Source organism: Nodosilinea sp. FACHB-131, assembly GCF_014695395.1.
Taxonomy (GTDB): Bacteria; Cyanobacteriota; Cyanobacteriia; order Phormidesmidales; family Phormidesmidaceae; genus Nodosilinea.
On record NZ_JACJOF010000027.1, the window covers coordinates 547,897 to 564,810 of the forward strand.

General features: G+C 54.9%; 20 protein-coding genes. 8 read left to right on the forward strand and 12 right to left on the reverse strand.

Annotated features, from left to right (window positions below):
• The first annotated feature begins 359 nt into the window (after positions 1 to 359).
• The 6 genes from H6F75_RS18830 to H6F75_RS18855 all read left to right on the forward strand — a co-directional run bounded on the left by H6F75_RS18830 (position 360) and on the right by H6F75_RS18855 (position 7,606).
• Positions 360 to 716, forward strand: coding sequence for a hypothetical protein (locus H6F75_RS18830; protein ID WP_190753960.1), 357 nt, complete (start codon positions 360 to 362; stop codon positions 714 to 716).
• 151 nt (positions 717 to 867) lie between these two features.
• Positions 868 to 2,448 carry a HAMP domain-containing sensor histidine kinase gene (locus H6F75_RS29040; RefSeq protein ID WP_190753961.1) on the forward strand — a complete coding sequence of 527 codons (1,581 nt, stop codon included), beginning with the start codon at positions 868 to 870 and terminating at the stop codon, positions 2,446 to 2,448.
• A 458-nt stretch (positions 2,449 to 2,906) separates the two neighbouring features.
• Complete coding sequence (locus H6F75_RS18840) at positions 2,907 to 3,695, forward strand: amino acid racemase (RefSeq protein WP_190753962.1); 789 nt, start codon at positions 2,907 to 2,909, stop codon at positions 3,693 to 3,695.
• A 98-nt stretch (positions 3,696 to 3,793) separates the two neighbouring features.
• The gene (locus H6F75_RS18845; RefSeq protein ID WP_190753963.1) at positions 3,794 to 4,729 is read left to right on the forward strand and encodes an ABC transporter substrate-binding protein; all 936 of its coding nucleotides are present in this window, start codon (positions 3,794 to 3,796) and stop codon (positions 4,727 to 4,729) included.
• A gap of 15 nt (positions 4,730 to 4,744) precedes the next feature.
• Positions 4,745 to 6,028: a cation:dicarboxylase symporter family transporter gene (locus H6F75_RS18850; RefSeq protein ID WP_190753964.1), complete on the forward strand. Its 1,284-nt coding sequence runs from the start codon at positions 4,745 to 4,747 to the stop codon at positions 6,026 to 6,028.
• An 84-nt stretch (positions 6,029 to 6,112) separates the two neighbouring features.
• The gene (locus tag H6F75_RS18855) at positions 6,113 to 7,606 is read left to right on the forward strand and encodes a cache domain-containing protein (protein ID WP_190753965.1); all 1,494 of its coding nucleotides are present in this window, start codon (positions 6,113 to 6,115) and stop codon (positions 7,604 to 7,606) included.
• 686 nt (positions 7,607 to 8,292) lie between these two features.
• Here the strand turns inward: H6F75_RS18855 and H6F75_RS18860 are convergent.
• The 12 genes from H6F75_RS18860 to H6F75_RS18915 form a co-directional block, all read right to left on the reverse strand.
• Positions 8,293 to 8,700: a hypothetical protein gene (locus H6F75_RS18860; RefSeq protein ID WP_190753966.1), complete on the reverse strand. Its 408-nt coding sequence runs from the start codon at positions 8,698 to 8,700 to the stop codon at positions 8,293 to 8,295.
• A 198-nt stretch (positions 8,701 to 8,898) separates the two neighbouring features.
• Positions 8,899 to 9,351 carry a VOC family protein gene (locus H6F75_RS18865; RefSeq protein WP_190753967.1) on the reverse strand — a complete coding sequence of 151 codons (453 nt, stop codon included), beginning with the start codon at positions 9,349 to 9,351 and terminating at the stop codon, positions 8,899 to 8,901.
• Positions 9,352 to 9,404: 53 nt separating this feature from the next.
• The gene (locus H6F75_RS18870; protein ID WP_190753968.1) at positions 9,405 to 9,779 is read right to left on the reverse strand and encodes a glyoxalase superfamily protein; all 375 of its coding nucleotides are present in this window, start codon (positions 9,777 to 9,779) and stop codon (positions 9,405 to 9,407) included.
• Positions 9,766 to 10,314: a GNAT family N-acetyltransferase gene (locus tag H6F75_RS18875; RefSeq protein WP_190753969.1), complete on the reverse strand. Its 549-nt coding sequence runs from the start codon at positions 10,312 to 10,314 to the stop codon at positions 9,766 to 9,768. Before H6F75_RS18875 ends, H6F75_RS18870 begins: the two co-directional genes overlap by 14 nt.
• 129 nt (positions 10,315 to 10,443) lie before the next feature.
• Positions 10,444 to 10,995, reverse strand: coding sequence for a dihydrofolate reductase family protein (locus H6F75_RS18880; protein ID WP_190753970.1), 552 nt, complete (start codon positions 10,993 to 10,995; stop codon positions 10,444 to 10,446).
• A gap of 54 nt (positions 10,996 to 11,049) precedes the next feature.
• Positions 11,050 to 11,910, reverse strand: a complete 861-nt coding sequence (blaOXA, locus tag H6F75_RS18885; protein ID WP_347710675.1) for a class D beta-lactamase — start codon at positions 11,908 to 11,910, stop codon at positions 11,050 to 11,052.
• A gap of 330 nt (positions 11,911 to 12,240) precedes the next feature.
• A complete protein-coding gene (locus H6F75_RS18890; protein ID WP_190753971.1) occupies positions 12,241 to 12,600 on the reverse strand; it encodes a DUF1428 domain-containing protein in 360 nt (119 codons plus the stop codon).
• 67 nt (positions 12,601 to 12,667) lie between these two features.
• On the reverse strand, positions 12,668 to 13,168 hold the full coding sequence (locus H6F75_RS18895; RefSeq protein ID WP_190753972.1) for an SRPBCC domain-containing protein: 501 nt from the start codon (positions 13,166 to 13,168) through the stop codon (positions 12,668 to 12,670).
• Positions 13,161 to 13,514 (reverse strand): metalloregulator ArsR/SmtB family transcription factor, encoded by a 354-nt coding sequence (locus H6F75_RS18900; protein WP_190753973.1) that lies wholly within the window; start codon positions 13,512 to 13,514, stop codon positions 13,161 to 13,163. The genes H6F75_RS18895 and H6F75_RS18900 overlap by 8 nt, the downstream gene beginning before the upstream one ends.
• Before the next feature lie 138 nt (positions 13,515 to 13,652).
• Positions 13,653 to 14,138 (reverse strand): anthrone oxygenase family protein, encoded by a 486-nt coding sequence (locus H6F75_RS18905; RefSeq protein ID WP_190753974.1) that lies wholly within the window; start codon positions 14,136 to 14,138, stop codon positions 13,653 to 13,655.
• Between the two features lie 87 nt (positions 14,139 to 14,225).
• Positions 14,226 to 14,858: an NAD(P)H-dependent oxidoreductase gene (locus tag H6F75_RS18910; RefSeq protein ID WP_190753975.1), complete on the reverse strand. Its 633-nt coding sequence runs from the start codon at positions 14,856 to 14,858 to the stop codon at positions 14,226 to 14,228.
• Positions 14,859 to 14,957: 99 nt separating this feature from the next.
• Entirely contained in the window at positions 14,958 to 15,515 is a 558-nt protein-coding gene (locus H6F75_RS18915) for a Uma2 family endonuclease (protein WP_190753976.1), read from the reverse strand.
• 150 nt (positions 15,516 to 15,665) lie between these two features.
• On the opposite strand from H6F75_RS18915, the gene H6F75_RS18920 reads away from it, so the two are divergent.
• Together H6F75_RS18920 and H6F75_RS18925 are read left to right on the forward strand one after the other, a co-directional pair.
• A complete protein-coding gene (locus H6F75_RS18920; RefSeq protein WP_190753977.1) occupies positions 15,666 to 16,580 on the forward strand; it encodes an AraC family transcriptional regulator in 915 nt (304 codons plus the stop codon).
• Positions 16,577 to 16,891, forward strand: coding sequence for a glutaredoxin family protein (locus tag H6F75_RS18925; RefSeq protein WP_347710676.1), 315 nt, complete (start codon positions 16,577 to 16,579; stop codon positions 16,889 to 16,891). The genes H6F75_RS18920 and H6F75_RS18925 overlap by 4 nt, the downstream gene beginning before the upstream one ends.
• Positions 16,892 to 16,914: the final 23 nt, after the last annotated feature.

Consider the following 16,914-nt stretch of genomic DNA (forward strand, 5'->3'; position numbering starts at 1 on the left):
CCGAAAAAACAATGATTGAGAAACGATTCAGTTTACGTAGTTTTTATAATCGTTCGCAAGAGAAAAATGATTTTTTCCTAAAACTTACATAGGGGGATCGCCATTGGCGCACATATATAGGGAATATCTAAGGTCAGTTAGGAGGTGCTTCACTTCAAAGCTTTAGACATTTCTAATAACCGGCTCTAGCCGTCGCTTCAAATCAATCCTCAAGCTGAGCTGGTCTATCTGGTGAACCAGTTTTTCAACTCTTTGATCTTGCTCACAGGCTTTTCTTAACTTGTTTAGATTGATCCCTAGTCTGTGAGTGAAGTACCTACTCTTGATCTTGCCGCCCAATACTCCTGGAGTTAATTCGAATGGCTCAGACCATTGTCAACCTAACTTTACCGATCGTAACGGATAAAATCGACGCTATTTTAGCGGCCTATCCGCTCTATGAATATCGCCAGGTTTTTGCGGTTCCTGAACTGCGGCAAAAACTGACGGCCTATGTTCTATCTCGGCTGCCGGTGGTTTACGTCACGATGGACAGCAGCACTGCCTGCGATATGGCCCCGTCGGGGCACTGCTACTCTTCTGAACAGCACAATCAGATCAATCAGCTGATTCACCAAGGAATTGAGGCTTTGCTGGGTCGACCTGAGATTGAGCAGCGTCGCCCTATTGCCGAACGGATTGAGGCTGAGCCCATTCCGTCGAGCTGGTTTGGATAGGTTGGCCGGGTTTCCGTTCGGTTCTACCCATAGCTCAATCATGATTAAGGGCGTAGTCTCGTAATAGACGGTGGGTTGTCTGGAGTGGGCAACCTGCTGACTGTGGCTTAAGTGCCGTAGTTGGCCGATCGCAGAGACAGGTGACGCCTTGGTGCAGCAGTTTCTACCCCTTAGTCCGTTGCTCAGTGAGCAGCAGGTTCCCTCTGGCCAATGGCCAGAGGATGCCTATTGGCAGCCTGGAGCCGGCTCTAGCGTGCCCCAGGCCCACATTCAGGCTGAGCAAGAGTGGCTGAGTGGTCTCACAGCTCTAATCAGACTGCTACTCGAACTTCCTCCAGACTCTGTATCGGCAGAGGCGGGCGGGCTAATGCCGCTGATGGGAGGGGTGCTGTCAGGGCCGTTCCCGGTGCTGCCCGATCGCCTCAAGGGGCAGCGGTTAGCTCACTGGCTTTTGGTGCCCGAACAGCTGGAGCAGATTCTGGCCGTAACCCGCCCTCTGCTGCCGGGGCAAGGAAAGGGTGCAGCCGCAGCTCCCGCCTGTGATCTGCAGATGGTGCCCCTAACCGGCAGTGACCCGTTAGTGGGAGAACGGTTTTGTCTGCTGCTAACCCAGCACATCAGCCTACTATTGGTGTTGGGCTACGATGCCCACGGGTTACCTCAGTTTCAGTTTTCCTTTGCCCCTGAAGTGGTGGAGCAGGGCTGGCAGCGCTTGCGCGATCGCGTTATGGCTACCCGTCCCCCTTTGGTGCCGGCCCTCGATCGCCTGATCGACCAGTTTCCTCCCGTCGAGCCCGACTGTCGTCTGGTAACTCGCTACAGCCATTTGCTCATGGCACAACTGCGCCATCTGCCCCATGGAACAGCAGAGGCTGAGGTCCACGGATCGGCTGTGACCATGCCGGCCTTAGCGCTGCCCGCTCGCCCTACCGTGGCAGCTTTTCAGACTGACTCGCCCCCTCATTTTGAATCTGTGCTCGGCAGTGCGACTGACGCAAATCCTGAGCCCGCCGCGGAGAGCAGCCCCGACACCGAACTGCTCAAGGCGATGGCCCACGAAATTCGTACGCCCTTAACGACAATTCGCACACTGACGCGATCGCTGCTGAAGCGCAAAGATATCAGTGATGAAGTGGGTAAGCGGCTGCGGCTGATCGATCGCGAATGCACTCAGCAGATCGATCGCTTTAGCCTGATTTTTCGGGCTGTGGAACTAGAGACCGATCGGACGGCTAGACCGCGATCGCCTCTGTCAGCCATTTCCCTCAACCAGCTCTTTGACGATGCCATTCCTCGCTGGCAGCAGCAGGCCAGTCGCCGCAACCTCAGTCTGACGGTGAATGTACCCCCCTGCCTGCCCATGGTGAACAGCGACCCGGCCATGCTGACCCAGGTGCTAACTGGGTTAATCGATCGCTTTACCCACAGCTTGCCCCCGTACAGTCACATTGAGCTGGCGGTCACCCTAGCTGGGCACCAGCTCAAGCTTCAGTTTCAGTCGCTGCCCCCCACCGGTAGTGATGACCAGCTCAAGCATGATCCCTTCTCATCGCCCTTTAAGGCCTTGGGGCAGTTGCTCATGTTTCAGCCCGAAACTGGGGGACTTAGCCTCAACCTCAACGCCACCAAGAATTTGTTTCAGGCCTTGGGCGGCAAACTCATCGTGCGGCAGCGTCCCCAGGCTGGCGAAGTGCTGACGGTATTTTTGCCCCTAGAGACTAAAACGCTGTAAGCCGCTCAAGCGATCGCTGTGAACTTTATGGGAGCTCTCTACAGAGGGCTCCTTTTTTGATGCATGGGTAATTGCCCTTAGAAAACAGACCTATTTTCTCAGCTGATCGTTAAAACTTAGGGGTTTTTGGCTAAATTGCTAAATTCTGCGCCTTATGGCCGCTATTCATTTGACTCTCCTGGGCAATCTCAGGCAGAGCTTTTGTGCCAAGGCTATTGATAGGTATGGCGTAGCCATTCTCCGTCAGTGTCTGTAACGGGTCACACCGCCCTACTGAACCCCGTGCTGGATTGGTTTGTGCTCAGAACCCTTGGTCATACTTCCCCTTTTTAGTCAAAAGCATTGTTATAGAAATGGCGGTGGAATGCCTTTAACTGACCCGTTAGTTGCTGCCAGCTAGGAACGCAGCCTCTAAAGGTCATTAGCTGTTCTGACCTAAGACTCATCTAAGGATCTCCATGACTGCGCCGCTACCCTCCCCAAATCGACAAGTCGCTGTACCGGGAATCTTAGGCGGCCTTGGCCCGATGGCCCATGTGCAGTTTGAGCAGCGGTTGATTCAGCGAAATGTGAGCCGGGGTGCCAAGGGGGATCAAGATCATCCCGTGTGGCTACTGGTTAACGGCACCACGATTCCCAACCGCACGGCCAGCTTGCAGGGCACTGGGCCCGACTGCGTGCCGGATCTGGTGCGCTATGCCCAACTGCTGGAGCGAGCCGGGGCTGACTTTTTAATCGTGACCTGTAACACGGCCCATGGTGTCTACGACCAGGTCCAGGCCCAAGTCAGTATTCCCTGGATTCACCTGATGGCCTGCACCACAAGTTATGTCTGCCAGGCCTACCCCAACGTGCAGCGGATTGGAGTGCTGGCCACCGACGGTACGGTGCAGTGCGGCTTGTACAACGGCAGCTTAAGTCAGATGGGGCTCACCCCCATGGGTTTTGAGCCGCAGTCTCCCTGGCAAGATTTGGTGATGCAGTCGATCTACCACCCCGATTGGGGAATAAAAACCACAGGGACCCAGGTATCTATCAAAGCATTGACTGTATTGGAGCAGGCGACAAGCTGGCTGAAAACCCAAGGAGCCGAGGTAGTAATAGCGGGTTGCACAGAATTGTCTGTGGCATTCGCCCAAATGCCATCGCTTCCGTTGCCCTGGGTGGATCCGTTAGAGGTAGTGGCCGACATCACGCTGGATTTGGCCTGGGGCGTTCGGTCTCTGCCGCTCTGGCAAGCCGCCTAGGAGAACGCATGGCTCAAAAAATAGTGATAATTCGGGATCCTTACCTCAGAATTTGGACGAGGTTTAGGGGGGCGATAACCAGCGAGTGGCTAAGTAATTTGGCGCTTGGATTCGTGCTGCCGATCTGTTTAGGTTTAACCCTCTGTTTTAGCGATGGGGCTCAGGCAGCCCCCAAGGCAGCTACTAGCACCAATGCCACCGCGACTCGTGCCACCGGATCTGTTCAGGCTCGACCAGCTGCTTCTGCCCCAGCCCCAGTGCAACTGCCGGCGATGCCACCGGATATTCAAGGTATTTTGGAGCGAGGCAAGCTGACGGTGGCGGTGCTGGGCCAAGACAATGCACCGTTTTTTATGCAGACGACAGAACAGCTTAGTGGGTTGGATATTCAACTGGCCCGCGCCCTGGCTGACCAGCTAGGGGTGAGCTTGGACATTACCCGCTCGGCCCAAACCTTTGACCAGGTGGTTGACACGGTCTATGGCCAGAAGGCCGATTTAGCGATTTCTAAAATTAGCCGCACCCTAAAGCGGGCGCAGCGAGTGCGCTTTTCGCGGCCCTACTTACGCATGCGCCAGGGGTTGCTGGTGAACCGTCTGCAAATGGCGGAGCAAACCCAGGGGCGATCGATAGTTGAAACCATTCGCGATCTGCGCGGCCAGGTGGGGGTAATTAAGGGATCATCCTACGTGGGTTTTTTGAAGCAGAAGTTTCCCCAAGCCACCATTGTGGAATACCCCACCTGGGAAGACGTTGTGGAGGCGGTGGTGCAGGGCGACATTTTGGCTGCCTACCGGGATGAGCTGGAAGTAAAGAAGGTGGTGCGCAACCGGCCCGATGCGGCTCTGAAGCTGCAAACTATTGCCCTGACCGATACTCAAGACTCATTAGCTGTGGTGCTGCCCTGGAGCAGTGCCCATCTACTCGCTTTTGTCGATCAGTACCTAGATACTCTGACGGCCCAATACACCGTAGATACGGTGCTGGATGAATATGCCGCCTATTGGGCTGCCCAAAGCTCGCCGCAACCCTAATATTTGACAACACCCATGGTTCCTCTGAAAGCCTACATTCCCCGCCGGGTCTCTGCTGAGTGGTTGCGTAGCCCTTGGGCCATTTTGATCAGCGGTGGCTTGGGCGTACTGATTGGCACCACCCAGCCTCAGGTGGCCCTGTGGATTGCGCCCTTTGGCACGCTTTATTTAGGGCTACTGAAGATGTGCGTGCTGCCGATTTTGCTGGCGGCCATTACCAACAGCTTGGGGCGACTGATGCAGAGCCACGATGCCCGGCAATATGTGCAGCGCATTGTGGTGGTATTTCCACTGAGTCTGCTAGGGGTGAGCGCGATCGCCGTCGCGATCGCCGCCCTAGCTGGCCCTGGTCGCAACCTCACCACAGATACCTTGCAAACGCTGGGGGTGTTGGTCAACCAGTCGGGCGTCGATCTGGAAATGGCCCTGAGTGGACCCCTACCGGAAGCTTCTGGGAGCGACGTTAATACCCTGGTTAACAGCATGGTGCCCGACAATATCTTTGCGGCCCTCAGCGAAGGTCAAACCCTAAAGGTGCTGCTGTTTGCCATGATTTTTGGGGTTTCGCTGGGCTTGGTCAAAGCCTCTACCACGGCTGCCCTATTTGATATCCTCGACAGCCTTTACCAAGCGTTCAACAAAGTGATCTATGGGTTAACGTATCTGCTGCCTTTCGGGCTGTGCAGTCTGCTGGCTTACCAACTATCTCAAGTGGGAATAGAGGTACTGCTGTCGATGGTCGACTTTGTGGTGGTGGCGATCGCAACCTTTGCCCTGATCTACCTGATCAGCACCCTGGTGATCTGGCGGCGATCGGGGGCCGGGCTATGGCCCACTCTGCTGGCCCTTAAAGATCCCACCATTCTGTCTCTGGCTACCTCCAGCAGCTTAGTTTGCCTGCCGGCGGCAATCACTAGCCTCAGCGATCACCTCAAATTCAATTCGCAAACTACAAACCTGGTAACGCCCCTGGCTATTACCCTGTGTCGCTTTGGCTCAGTGGTGTATTTTGCCTCCGCCACACTATTTGTGGTGCAGCTCTATCAGCGCGATTTAGGACTAGCTGGTCTGGGCATAGTAATTGTGGGCTCTATTCTGGCGGGGATGGCCACTTCTGGGGTGACGGGCATTCTTACCCTCACTATGCTGGGTCTGGTGCTGGATCCTCTCAAGCTTCCTTTAGAAGCGGTGCTCGTTCTATTTATTGCCATTGACCCGTTGATGGATCCCTTCCGTACCCTGGGCATTGTGCACACGGGGATGGCGGCTACAGCTCTGGTGGCGGAGCGCGAGCAGTAGAGAGATGAGGTGGTAGGCACCTGTCTCACTGACTTCTCGCTTTCACCACTCAATTTACTCTCTGCCTTCTACCTACCCCTCCCCATGCCCCTTCGCTTTCCTAAACCGCCCGGTCTTAAAGCCACCCTTGTGGGAGCCATGCTGCTGACGGTGGGGACGACGGCGGCGATCGTCTACGTGCCCTGGTCGCTGGTGTCAAAGCGCAACATTGACACCATTGTTGACCAGGTGAACCAGGAGATCACTCTAGGTACCTCCCAAGAGGTGGAGAAGCTGTTTAACAATGCAGAGTCGGCGCAGTCACTCTTGAACAGCAGCCTGGGACAGAATTTGATCGATCTGACCAATCCTACGGATCGAGAGCTGTTTTTGCTCAGCGTGTTGCGAGCTAACCCCAACTTTACCTGGGTGCAGTACGGCGAAGCCAACGGCGATTTTTTTGGCGCTCAGCGCACGCCTGATGGCAATCTGCACTTTCACCTGCGCGATTGGGATGAGAAAAGCCAAAGTACGACGGCTACGGTGAATACCTACAGCGCTGAAGCTGAGGGGTTCACGCCAGTGGAAACTGAAACCTACAAAATGGAGCCATCGTTCTTTGCCCCCGATCGCCCCTGGTATAGGAGCGCCCTGGAGTCACCTCAAAAACGAGCCTGGACAGTGTACGTCTACCGCACGACCAAAAGTCCAGGGTTAGATGCCACTACGGCCTTGGTCAATTCTCAAGGGGACGTGTGGGGGGTGATTGGAGTGGGTATTGAACTCACTCAGCTCTCGCACTATTTGGAGCAGTTAAAGGGTAGTCACAGGGGCGAGGCCTTTATTGTCAATGCTCAGCAGGAGTTGATTGCCTCTACCGACGTGGCCGAAGTGATGCCAACCCAAGGGCAAGATGCCGCCGACCCTCACCTTCAGCAGCTTGATACGGTAGAAAACTCGCTGCTGAGAATTGCCAGCCAAACCCTGCGAGATCAGGGAATTGACTTAGAGGGTTTAGACGAATTGCAGCGCTTCTCCTTTAAAGACCCGGCTACCGGGGAGCGCTACTCGATTTCGTTTACCCCCCTAGAGCAGCTGGACTGGGTAGTAGGCACGGTCATACCCGAGTCGAGCTATCTGGTGGAGGTCAACCGCAACAAGCGCACTCTGCTGGGAGTGATCGCTGTTTTTACAGGACTAACAGCTGGGGCGGCGGTGCTGATGGCCGATCGCCTGATTGCCCGCCCGGTGCTCGGCATTGCTCGCACGGCCGCCGCCATCGAGGCTGAGAGGTTTGAGCTGGGTCAGCTAGGGGCGATCGCCCGCCGCACCGACGAAATTGGTCAGCTCGCCCGCGTGTTTGACCGCATGGCTCAGCAAGTTTACAGCCGCGAACAAAAGCTGAAGCAGCAGGTGCGCGACCTCCGGATTGAAATCGATGAAACCAAGCGCCAAAAGCAGGTGCAAGAGATTGTTGAAACTGACTTCTTCCAAGATTTGGTGGCTAAAGCTCAAGTGCTGCGCGATCGCAACAGCGGCAAAACTGCGATCGCTGAAGCTAAGAGCAAGGGAGCCGAAACGGCCAAATCTGGAGTTTAGATCAGAGAATTAAACGTCGTTGACAAAAATAGTCCTCCCTGGCGCGTTGGTAAAGTTTGCTCGCAGTTGCTTGGTGATGGCGATCAATCGAGTTCTGCAGCAGAACGTTTGTCGGCTCAGGAATCGGCGGATTGGAGCTTTTATCTTTGGAGTAATCGGGGATGCGAAGGTAGAGCAGCATGATTTTTCTCGGCTGGGTGGTTAGCGCTCGGCGGTTAAGACTGGAAACGCGACCGTTTTGGCGATGACCGACCCGCAAAGGTCTTTACCCGCAAAACCACACCAGCCTGCTGCGCCTTTTCGGCGCCAACAGGCTGCCAGAGCTTGTCATTAGCCTGAGCAACTATGTCTGCATAACTTTGAAGGCGCATAAGCATCGCGCCTCAATATGCTACATCGTACTACAAGATACTGCAAGCAGACAAGGTGCGATCGTTTTTAGGACTACAACCTGCAACTTCAGCGATCGGGCATACCTTTAAAGCCCTGTGCTCTAATGCTTTCAGCCTCTCGGCAAAACTCTGATCGAGCGATCGCCCTGCGATGTCGATAACGGTAGGGTCTGTTGTCCGTGCCCTGTAGGCCAAGCCACAACATTCCGATTGATGGGATGTTGTGGCCTGACAATATTGACAGCTCTGGATTCTACGCGGCTTCGGTGTGAAAATCCGAGGATTGTGGAGAGGTTATTGCCTGATCGACATGACAGGATAGTTGTAGCTCTCTTTAACAACTAATCCATCCTTCCAAAAGCCAATTGAAAGCTGGTTGCTTTTATTTTCGATTAACTGATCGCCAACTTTTATTGTGAAATCGTTGTACCAGTTAGAGACAACGACAAAGTCGTAATCTTGATCTGCCGAAACAGCGACATCTTGGCTAATAAACTGTGACTGCCTAGACTCAACCAGCATGTCCTTAAAGAAGATCTCTCTACCCTGGCGACAGGCTGCTTTACCTGAGGTCACCGTTCCATCTCCCTCAATCATGACGACGTTCTCGGCGTAGTATTTCTCTAAAACCGCAGACGTTTGTAAGTTAGACACCAAGCGGTTGATCTCGGCAAGTTCAGTTTGTAGCTCTTCAAGGGTCATAAAGTCTCAGCCTGACAAGTTTAGATAGAAGCAGTTTGCCTGGGTCAAACCAGTCCAGCATGGGCAAACTGGTTCGCCTTACGGTTTAACGCAAGCAGTTTAGGTAGCCGCGGTTGATCGTCCGAGGGGTGCGATCGAAAAATAGATAGGGATTTACTTGCATAGCGGTCCCCTCAACTGGATGTGTTGCGCGTTGAGCTAAGCCGCTACTTCGTCGGGGGATGTAGTGCTCCACGGGTCGTAGGTGCCGAAATTCCACAGGTAACCCTCAGGATCTCGACACGAATAGTCGCGGCCACCATAATCTTGGTCCTGGATATCAACCACAATTTCTGCTCCGGCGGCGATCGCATCGGCATAGTGCTGGTCAACCCCATCGACAATGATGTACGGGCTCTGACAGACAACCGCTCCAGCTTGACCAGGGGGCTTTTGCAGCTGGCCAAAGGCGTCGTCGCGGGCTGGATCGACCATGATCATGCCGTTGCCAAAGGTAAGTTCGGCGTGGGCAACGGTGCCGTCATCCTCCAGCACGACAAGATGTTTTTCAAAGCCAAAGGCTCTGCACAACCATTCCACTGCCGCCGCTACATCGTTGTATCGCAGGGTTGGAATTATTGTCGCCCCAGGTGGTTTGAGCCTACTAACCATGTGGTTGCCTCGTAAAGTGAAGTGGTTGCCTATTGTCTGAACCGAATGCTGAGTTAGGCTCCCTTGCTTGTGGGTTCCATGTATCTCAACTGGTTGCCGTCGGGGTCGGTAATAGTCATTTGGCAAAAGCCCAGGTCATAGTTGGGCGGATAGGTGACAGATACCGCGCGCTGGCGAAATTCCTGATACCAAGCCGCGACGTCTTCAACGACAAAATGCACTAGACCGCCGACCTGGCAATCGCCCTGGTGCTCTGATAGGTAGAGCCGCATACCATCACGGGCCACAGACATAAACACGGGAAAATGCGGCTCGAAGCGATGTTCCCACTCCAGCTCAAAGCCAAGCTGGTCGAGATAAAATAACTTGCTGCGCTCGTACTGAGTAATGCGCAGCGCTGGAATGACGCGTTGCTCAGCGATCGACATTGGCTATGCTCTCCGGATCCGGTGTTGCATCGGCCCAATCGGCTCGATCAAGGCGATAGACTGAGCAGTCGTCGTCGCCAAATCGGCGGTGTTCCACAAATTTGAACCCAAGCCGCTCATAGAAACGGTGGGCGCGGGTGTTGCTGGTCAGCGGGTCAATCAGCACCGCCGTCACTAGTGGCTCGGCAAAGCAGCGAGCTAGGGCCAGCCGCATCATGGTGGTGCCGTAGCCCTTGCCCAACTCAGTAGCTTCGCCAATCCAAATGTCGATCGCCCGCAAATTGGCCGGTATGTCGCCCCAGTAGTGGCTGTCTTCCTGGGCCGGATCAATGATTTGAATAAAGCCGATCGGGCGATCGCCAAGCTCAGCAATGAGCTGCTCGCGCCAGGTGGGGGTGCGGGCTAGCTCTACCTCCCAACCCCAGTCGTCGTTGGGGTCGGCAGCGATCACCTGGGGCTGCTCATCCCAGTGGCGAAGTAGGCCTAGGTCGCTTAAGGTAGCGGGCCGCAGGGTAATGGTGCTTGACTCAGGCATGGTTGTTACCTGCTGATTCAACGTTGGCTAGCCGCCCAACTAATATAGTTTTTGTGTACTAATCTGTCGAGAGGCGAAATGAATCTTCAAGGGTGTCAGTTTAGGCAGGCGTGAAATTGCCTGATCTTTTTATCGGCTTGGAACCTGGTAGTGCAGTTCCACGAAGTTGTGACCGTAGGTTTTGGCTGACAGCAGCTTTAGGGGTGGATCGATCCGCAGCGGAAACAGGGGAGCGCCGCCGCCTAGGGTGACCGAGGCAATCTGAACAACCATTTCATCGAGTAGGCCAGCATCGTAGAACTGGCCCGCCAGATCGCCGCCGCCGACAATCCACACATTTTTGTCGCCAGCGGCGACCGCCATCTCCTGGTGAAAGGGCTTGACATCGCCACTGACAAAACGAACGTCGGCATTCTCAATTGTTGGCAGCTGGCGCGAGGTGAAGACCCAGGCCGGTACTTTGTAGGGCCAGGGTTGGGGGGTCTCTGCCTCAGCAGAAAAATCGTGGTCATAGATCCACTGGTAAGTGGTGGAGCCCATGGCGATCGCACCTACCCCCGCCAAAAAATCGTCAAATGTGTTCGGCTCTAGCTCACCGAACTGAAATAGCCAGTCGAGGGAATTATTGGGGTCGGCAATGAAACCATCTAAGCTAGTAGCCGTGTAGTAAATGGTGGCCATATCAGATCTGCTTGCTCCCGGTATGGAGTCAGGTTTTCGGCGGTCTGGACTACGCTACAAAAGATTTAGGCTCTCAAAGCAGCGGCGGGTCAGCTCAAGCCTGGCTGGGGCATCGGCATCACGGCGAATGTCGATGTTGGTGGCAAACAGGTAGACGTTGTCCCCCCGTTCGAGATAGCCGACGTACCAACCAATTTGCGGTTGATCGGCCTCTCCCAAGCCAGCCCAGCCGGTTTTGGTGCGCAGCGTATAGTCGGGGGTGCGCTCGGCGATCATAATGTCTTTGACCGTAGCTATTGTCGCCTCTGAAAAAGGCAATTCGTTGCGGTGCAGGCGTTGCAAGAACTCAATCTGCTGCTGGGGTGTAATGCGTAGGTCGCCCTCTAGCCAGAAGCTGTCGATCGCATCGGGGCTACCAATGGTTTGGTTGCCATAGCCTGCCTCATTGACCCACTGCTGCATGCGATCGTGCCCCACCCGCCGCGCTAGCACCTGGTAAAACCAGACGGCGGACAGGTTAAACGCTGTTCGCATGTTTTGATCTCGATTCCAGGCGGGCACCATGCGCTCAACGCCATCCCAGGTCAAGATAGCCAGATCGTTGGCGATTACTCCAGTTTCAAGCGCAATTAGCGAGTTGAGAATTTTGAAGGTAGAAGCGGGCAGAAAGGCTTGGCGATTGCGATCGCGATTGTGCTCATAGGTCACGTTCTGGTTCAGATCGTGGATGATGATCGCCCCTTCCACTCCCAGGGCTTGAAAGTGTTGAGCAAATTGAGCTTCTACACTGGCCGTTTGCTGAGCGATCGTCGGTGCGATCGGCTCCACGCTGGACTGAGCAGCGGCAGGCGGTAGCGGCATCGCAACCAAGCCGCTGACGGCTAACCCAAAGAACCATCGGTAGGCACGAGCCACAATATCGATCTCCTAAAAGAGCAATTTTTGAACGCGGAGTTAACTTTACACAGTACTCAAGTACTTGTCCAGCTCACGAGATTTAAAGACAGCCAGCGCAATCAGGCAATGAGACAAATGAACTCAACGCCTAGGCTGATCACTTGCCCATTTGTGTTCAAGCCCGTTATATGAATGCCGGCGGACAATTAGCAGAACAACCTTAGTAGGAGCACAACAACGGCAATTGTCCACAGAATAAAGCCGACTAAACCCTAGAGGGGCACTGTCATAGCAAGACTGGGCATGATTTTTTCTAACGGATAAGGAGAGCGATCGCTCTAGCCCAAACTACACCTCAACAATCATCTCAAAGCCGCCGTAGATCATGCGCTTGCCGTCGAAGGGCATTTCAGCCCCTGTTGCTTCAGGCTGCATGCGCGGATCGTCCATGACCTTCTGCATGCCTTCATCTCTGACTTGCCGTGAGGGCCAGATGATCCAAGAAAAACAAACCGTCTCATCGTCCTGACGTTTGACGGCTAGGGGAAATGACGTCACTTCGCCCTCAGGAACGTCATCGACCCAGCACTCCACCAGTTTGGTGGCGCTGTGCTCTTTGAACACTTGAGCTGCGGTTTCTGCGTGCTGCTTATATAGAGCTTTATTAGCTGTAGGAACCGCTAAAACAAACCCATCAACATAGGTCATGGTGCTCTCCTAATTACAATGGTTGAATTGATGGCTGCTTAGCCAAAAGATTTTCGTTTGCTGCCCATTAAGCTGTAACGCCTGTCAAATGCTCGGCCAGGCAGTCGAGGGTAGAGTTCCAGCCGGCAACCACGCCCATTTCTTCGTGCTTGCGGCGCTCTTCGGCGGTGGGGTGCGAAATGTGGAGGGCGAGCTTGGTTTGGTCGCCTAAATCTTCAAATAAGATTGTTATCACCATGCCCTGGGGCAGGTCGATGTCGGTAATTTCTTCGTAACCCTCGCCAAACTCGTCGGTGGTGACGATACGTTCTGGAGGCACGACTTCACGAAACACGCCCTGGACGGGATACTCGGTGCCGTCGGGACCGACCATGACGTAGCGCGATTGGCCGCCGGGCCGGAGGTCCATTTCCTCAACGCGAGTGGTAAAACCCTCTGGCCCCCACCACTGGGCAATGTGAGCCGGATCGGTCCAGGCCTGCCACACCAGGTCGCGGGGGGCATTGAACAAACGGGTAATGACAATTTCGCGGTCAGACTGAGGGGTGGATGTCGAAGCGTTAGCCATTGGGGTTCTCCTGAGTTTGCGGTTCGGCTTGGAGCTTGGTCAGGTAGTCGTCTAGGCGATCGAGGTTCTCCTCCCAAAACTGACGGTATTGCCCGATCCAACTGGCGACATCTTGCAAAGGGTCGGCTTCTAGACGACAGGGTCGCCATTGTGCCTCTTGGCTGCGGGTGATCAAGCCGGCGCGTTCTAGCACTTTGAGGTGCTTAGAGATAGCGGGTAGGCTCATTTGAAAGGGTTTAGCTAGCTCGGTGACCGAGGCTTCGCCCTGGGTGAGCCGCGCCAAAATGGCGCGCCGGGTGGGATCTGCTAGGGCTGCAAAGGTGACGCTCAGTGGGTCGGTGGGCATTCAGTTGTATTTAACCGCGCAGTTAATTAACTGATAGGTTAAATGTACTAAATAGAAGTGTCAACGGGGTGGTGGGGCGATCGCACAAACTGTTACATCCCAAACGTTGCCGCTGCAAATAGATGGTGGACAACCACCCTACGGATTGAGAGAGATAGTGAGCAATGCCGCTGCCGCTAGGGCTGCTACGGTGCGAACGTGGTTCCACAGCGTCCAGTTGGTGAGGTACTTGACCCAGAGGGTTGCGCCCTCAGCACTATCTGGGCTGACGGCTGCCAAGGCATCGTTGAGCGGCACGTTGAAGGCGATGGTAACGAGAATGGTGCCGAGCAGGTAGAGTAGGCTGCCAATGAGCAGATACCTGGCGCTAGGTGGGTTGCCCTTGATCAGTGAGGTGATGACCAGCACCAAACAGCCTATTGCTGTGCCAAACAGCACACCCATAAACCAGGGATTGATCACGGTGATGTTGATCGACTGCATGGTGGCAATGCCCTGGGCCGGTGGTTGCTGGCCTAGGGCTTGCATTACAAAGGTAGAAAAGGCAAAGAAGACTCCAGCAACTAGTCCACAACCGAGGGCAGTGCAGAGTTTGAGAGCGAATCCAGCATCAATAGGGGGCATAGTGGCTCCTGATGGGAAATTGAGGGTGTGATGGTGACGAAAGCTCGATCTTTGAAATCACACCCGCTATTTGAGTCAAAGGCCTTATCAGGCGGCAACCAGTTCTGCCACCTGGGCCTGGGCTGCTGCAATGGAGGCAGCTAAGCTTTCGCTGCTGTGCTCATCGTTTTCGACATGCACAAAGGTGATGTTGGTGATGCCAATGAACCCAAATGCCACCCGTAGGTACGGATCTTGGTGATTCATGTGGCCGTAACGCTCGCCGGGGCCAAAACCGGAGGCTCCCCGGGCGGTGATCACAAACATTTTTTTGCCGTGGAGCAGCGGTTTATAGGGGTCTTCGGCATCCTCAGGGTCGATGGCGAAGGTGCGGCTAGTGCGAACGATTTGGTCAATGTAGGCTTTGAAGGTGCTGGGCACGCTGAAGTTGTACATGGGTACACCGACGACTAGAGTATCGGCGGCGATGAGTTCGTCGATCAGGCGATCGCTCACCCTGAGCGCCTCCCGTAGCTCCGGCGTGCGCTGCTCCTCTGGCGTATAGGCGGCAACAATCCAGGGTTCATCCACATGGGGTACGGGCTGGCGACCGACATCGCGGTAGGTGACGGTGTCATGGGGATGAGTCTGTTGCCAGGCTTCGACAAATTCGCGGGTCATGCGGCGAGAGTGGGAGCGATCGTCCCGCGGACTAGAATCAATGTGCAGCAGATGTGCCATAGGGCCTCTCAGTCAGTACCCGTTTAGCCTAGGAAACCTCCCTGGCCTGGCGCTATCTCATTCTTGGGAGGCTGTCAAAATCTTGCGGCGAGCTGACAATTAATCTAGCAATCGCCGTACGGATATCTCAACATCGGGAAACGAGAGCGGTGTCACCGTTCCCGTGGTCAGGATGATCTCCGATTGATACCTGCCGTCGAGTAAATCTCGCATCATTATCAACTCCATTTTTTGAAGATTGACAATCCAATACTCAGCGATGCCTGCGGCAGCATAGGCCTTGGCCTTTGGGTCGGAGTCTTTTTTGAGGCTAGTGTTTGAGAACTCAATCAACCAAAAAACGTTTTCTGGGTAAGGGTGGTGCCTGAGATACTCCCGACCCAAAGGCTGTACCACAGCGATGTCGGGCTCAGGTTCTGACTGGGTAGCAGGGCTCGTCATTGGTTTGCCTTGCAGTACTTCAGCCCGATCGCCCAGCAATTGATCTAAGTATTTTGCACTGGTACGGCTGTAGTAGGCGTGGGGTTCTCCTTCGGGGGGCATTTCGATGATTTCTCCGTTCAAAAGCTCCACCCGGCGATCGCTGAGAATGCCCGCCGCAATCATCTGGTGGTAGTCCTCAAGAGTCCATTTTGCAAGTGCAACGTGAGGGGTCATCGCTATCTCTTGCCGCCATTCAGGGTGAGAGTTTGCCTATCGCTCCATTCTGCCAGATAGACTTGAGAGAGTTGGGCAGATTCCGGGACGGATAGCTTCGCGAATTGTTTGGGCCTAGCTCAACCTAGCTCCAAGGTGGAGAATCTACCGATGAATGCAGCTAAACCCGCTGATATCAGGGCTCGCCACAACCAGCTAGTCACTGCTCAAACCGCGCTAGATTGCCTGCCGACGCTGTCGAGTCAAGCCTTGGGCTGGGAGCATATTCAGGTGGGGCAGTTTCAGCATCCGCCGGGGGAATGCCGCATCGCCTCGGACACGGAGCACATGGTCTGTCTGTCGTTGTCGGCCCGTCCAGTGCGATTTTTGCAGATTAAAGACGGCAAAACCCATAGCAGCCTCTACGGTAAAGGCGATATTTCCCTTACTCCGGCTCAGACCGCGTTTTTTGCCCGTTGGCAGGACGACGACCACTACGTCGAGCTGCGGCTTAACTCTGGCTTTATGGCCACCGTCGCTCAAGAATCCCTGGGATTAAACCCCGATCGCATCGAGCTCATCCCCGAGTTTCGCCTACGGGATGGGCGGCTAGAGGCGATCGCCCTGATGCTGCTCGACGAACTCAACCAGGCCAACCCCGGCGGCAGGCTCTACGTCGAGTCGTTAACTAACCTGCTGGCGGTGCACTTGCTGCGGCAGTACGCCATAGCTAGACCACAATTGCCTATTCATCCCAGCGGTTTACTCCAGCGTCAGCTCTTGCCGGTGCTCGATCACATCCACGAAGCCTTGGATGCCGACCTAAAATTGGCTGATTTGGCGGCGATCGCAGGTCTCAGCCCCTTCCATTTCAGCCATCAGTTCAAGCAGGCGATGGGGGTTGCTCCCTACCAGTACGTGCTGCAACAGCGAGTCGAGCGGGCCAAGCAGTTGTTGAAACAAACCAACCACTCTATTGTGGAAATCGCCCTGCTGTGTGGGTTCAACAGCCATAGCCACCTGAGCAAACAGTTTCGCCAGACCACCGGCACCACCCCCAGCGCCTACCGAGCGATCGTGCAGTGAGCGTCCTTCCCGTGACTGACCCCGTGACCAAATTTGTGCTCTACAGCAAGCCCGGCTGCCACCTGTGCGAAGGGCTCGAAGAGAAACTCGTGGCCGCCGCCCACCTGCCCTTTGAGCTAGAGGTGCGCGACATCACCACTCGCGACGACTGGTTTCAGCGCTACCAGTACGAGATTCCGGTGCTGTGCCAAGTGATTCAGAAAGAATCGGGCCCCCAGGAAATTCCCCTGCCGCGCCTGTCGCCCCGGGCACCCCAGGCCAAGGTGGAGCAATTGATACAGACTTATATGGGCCAGAGTAAGGCAGAATAGGGCAACTTCAATGATGTGAGGAG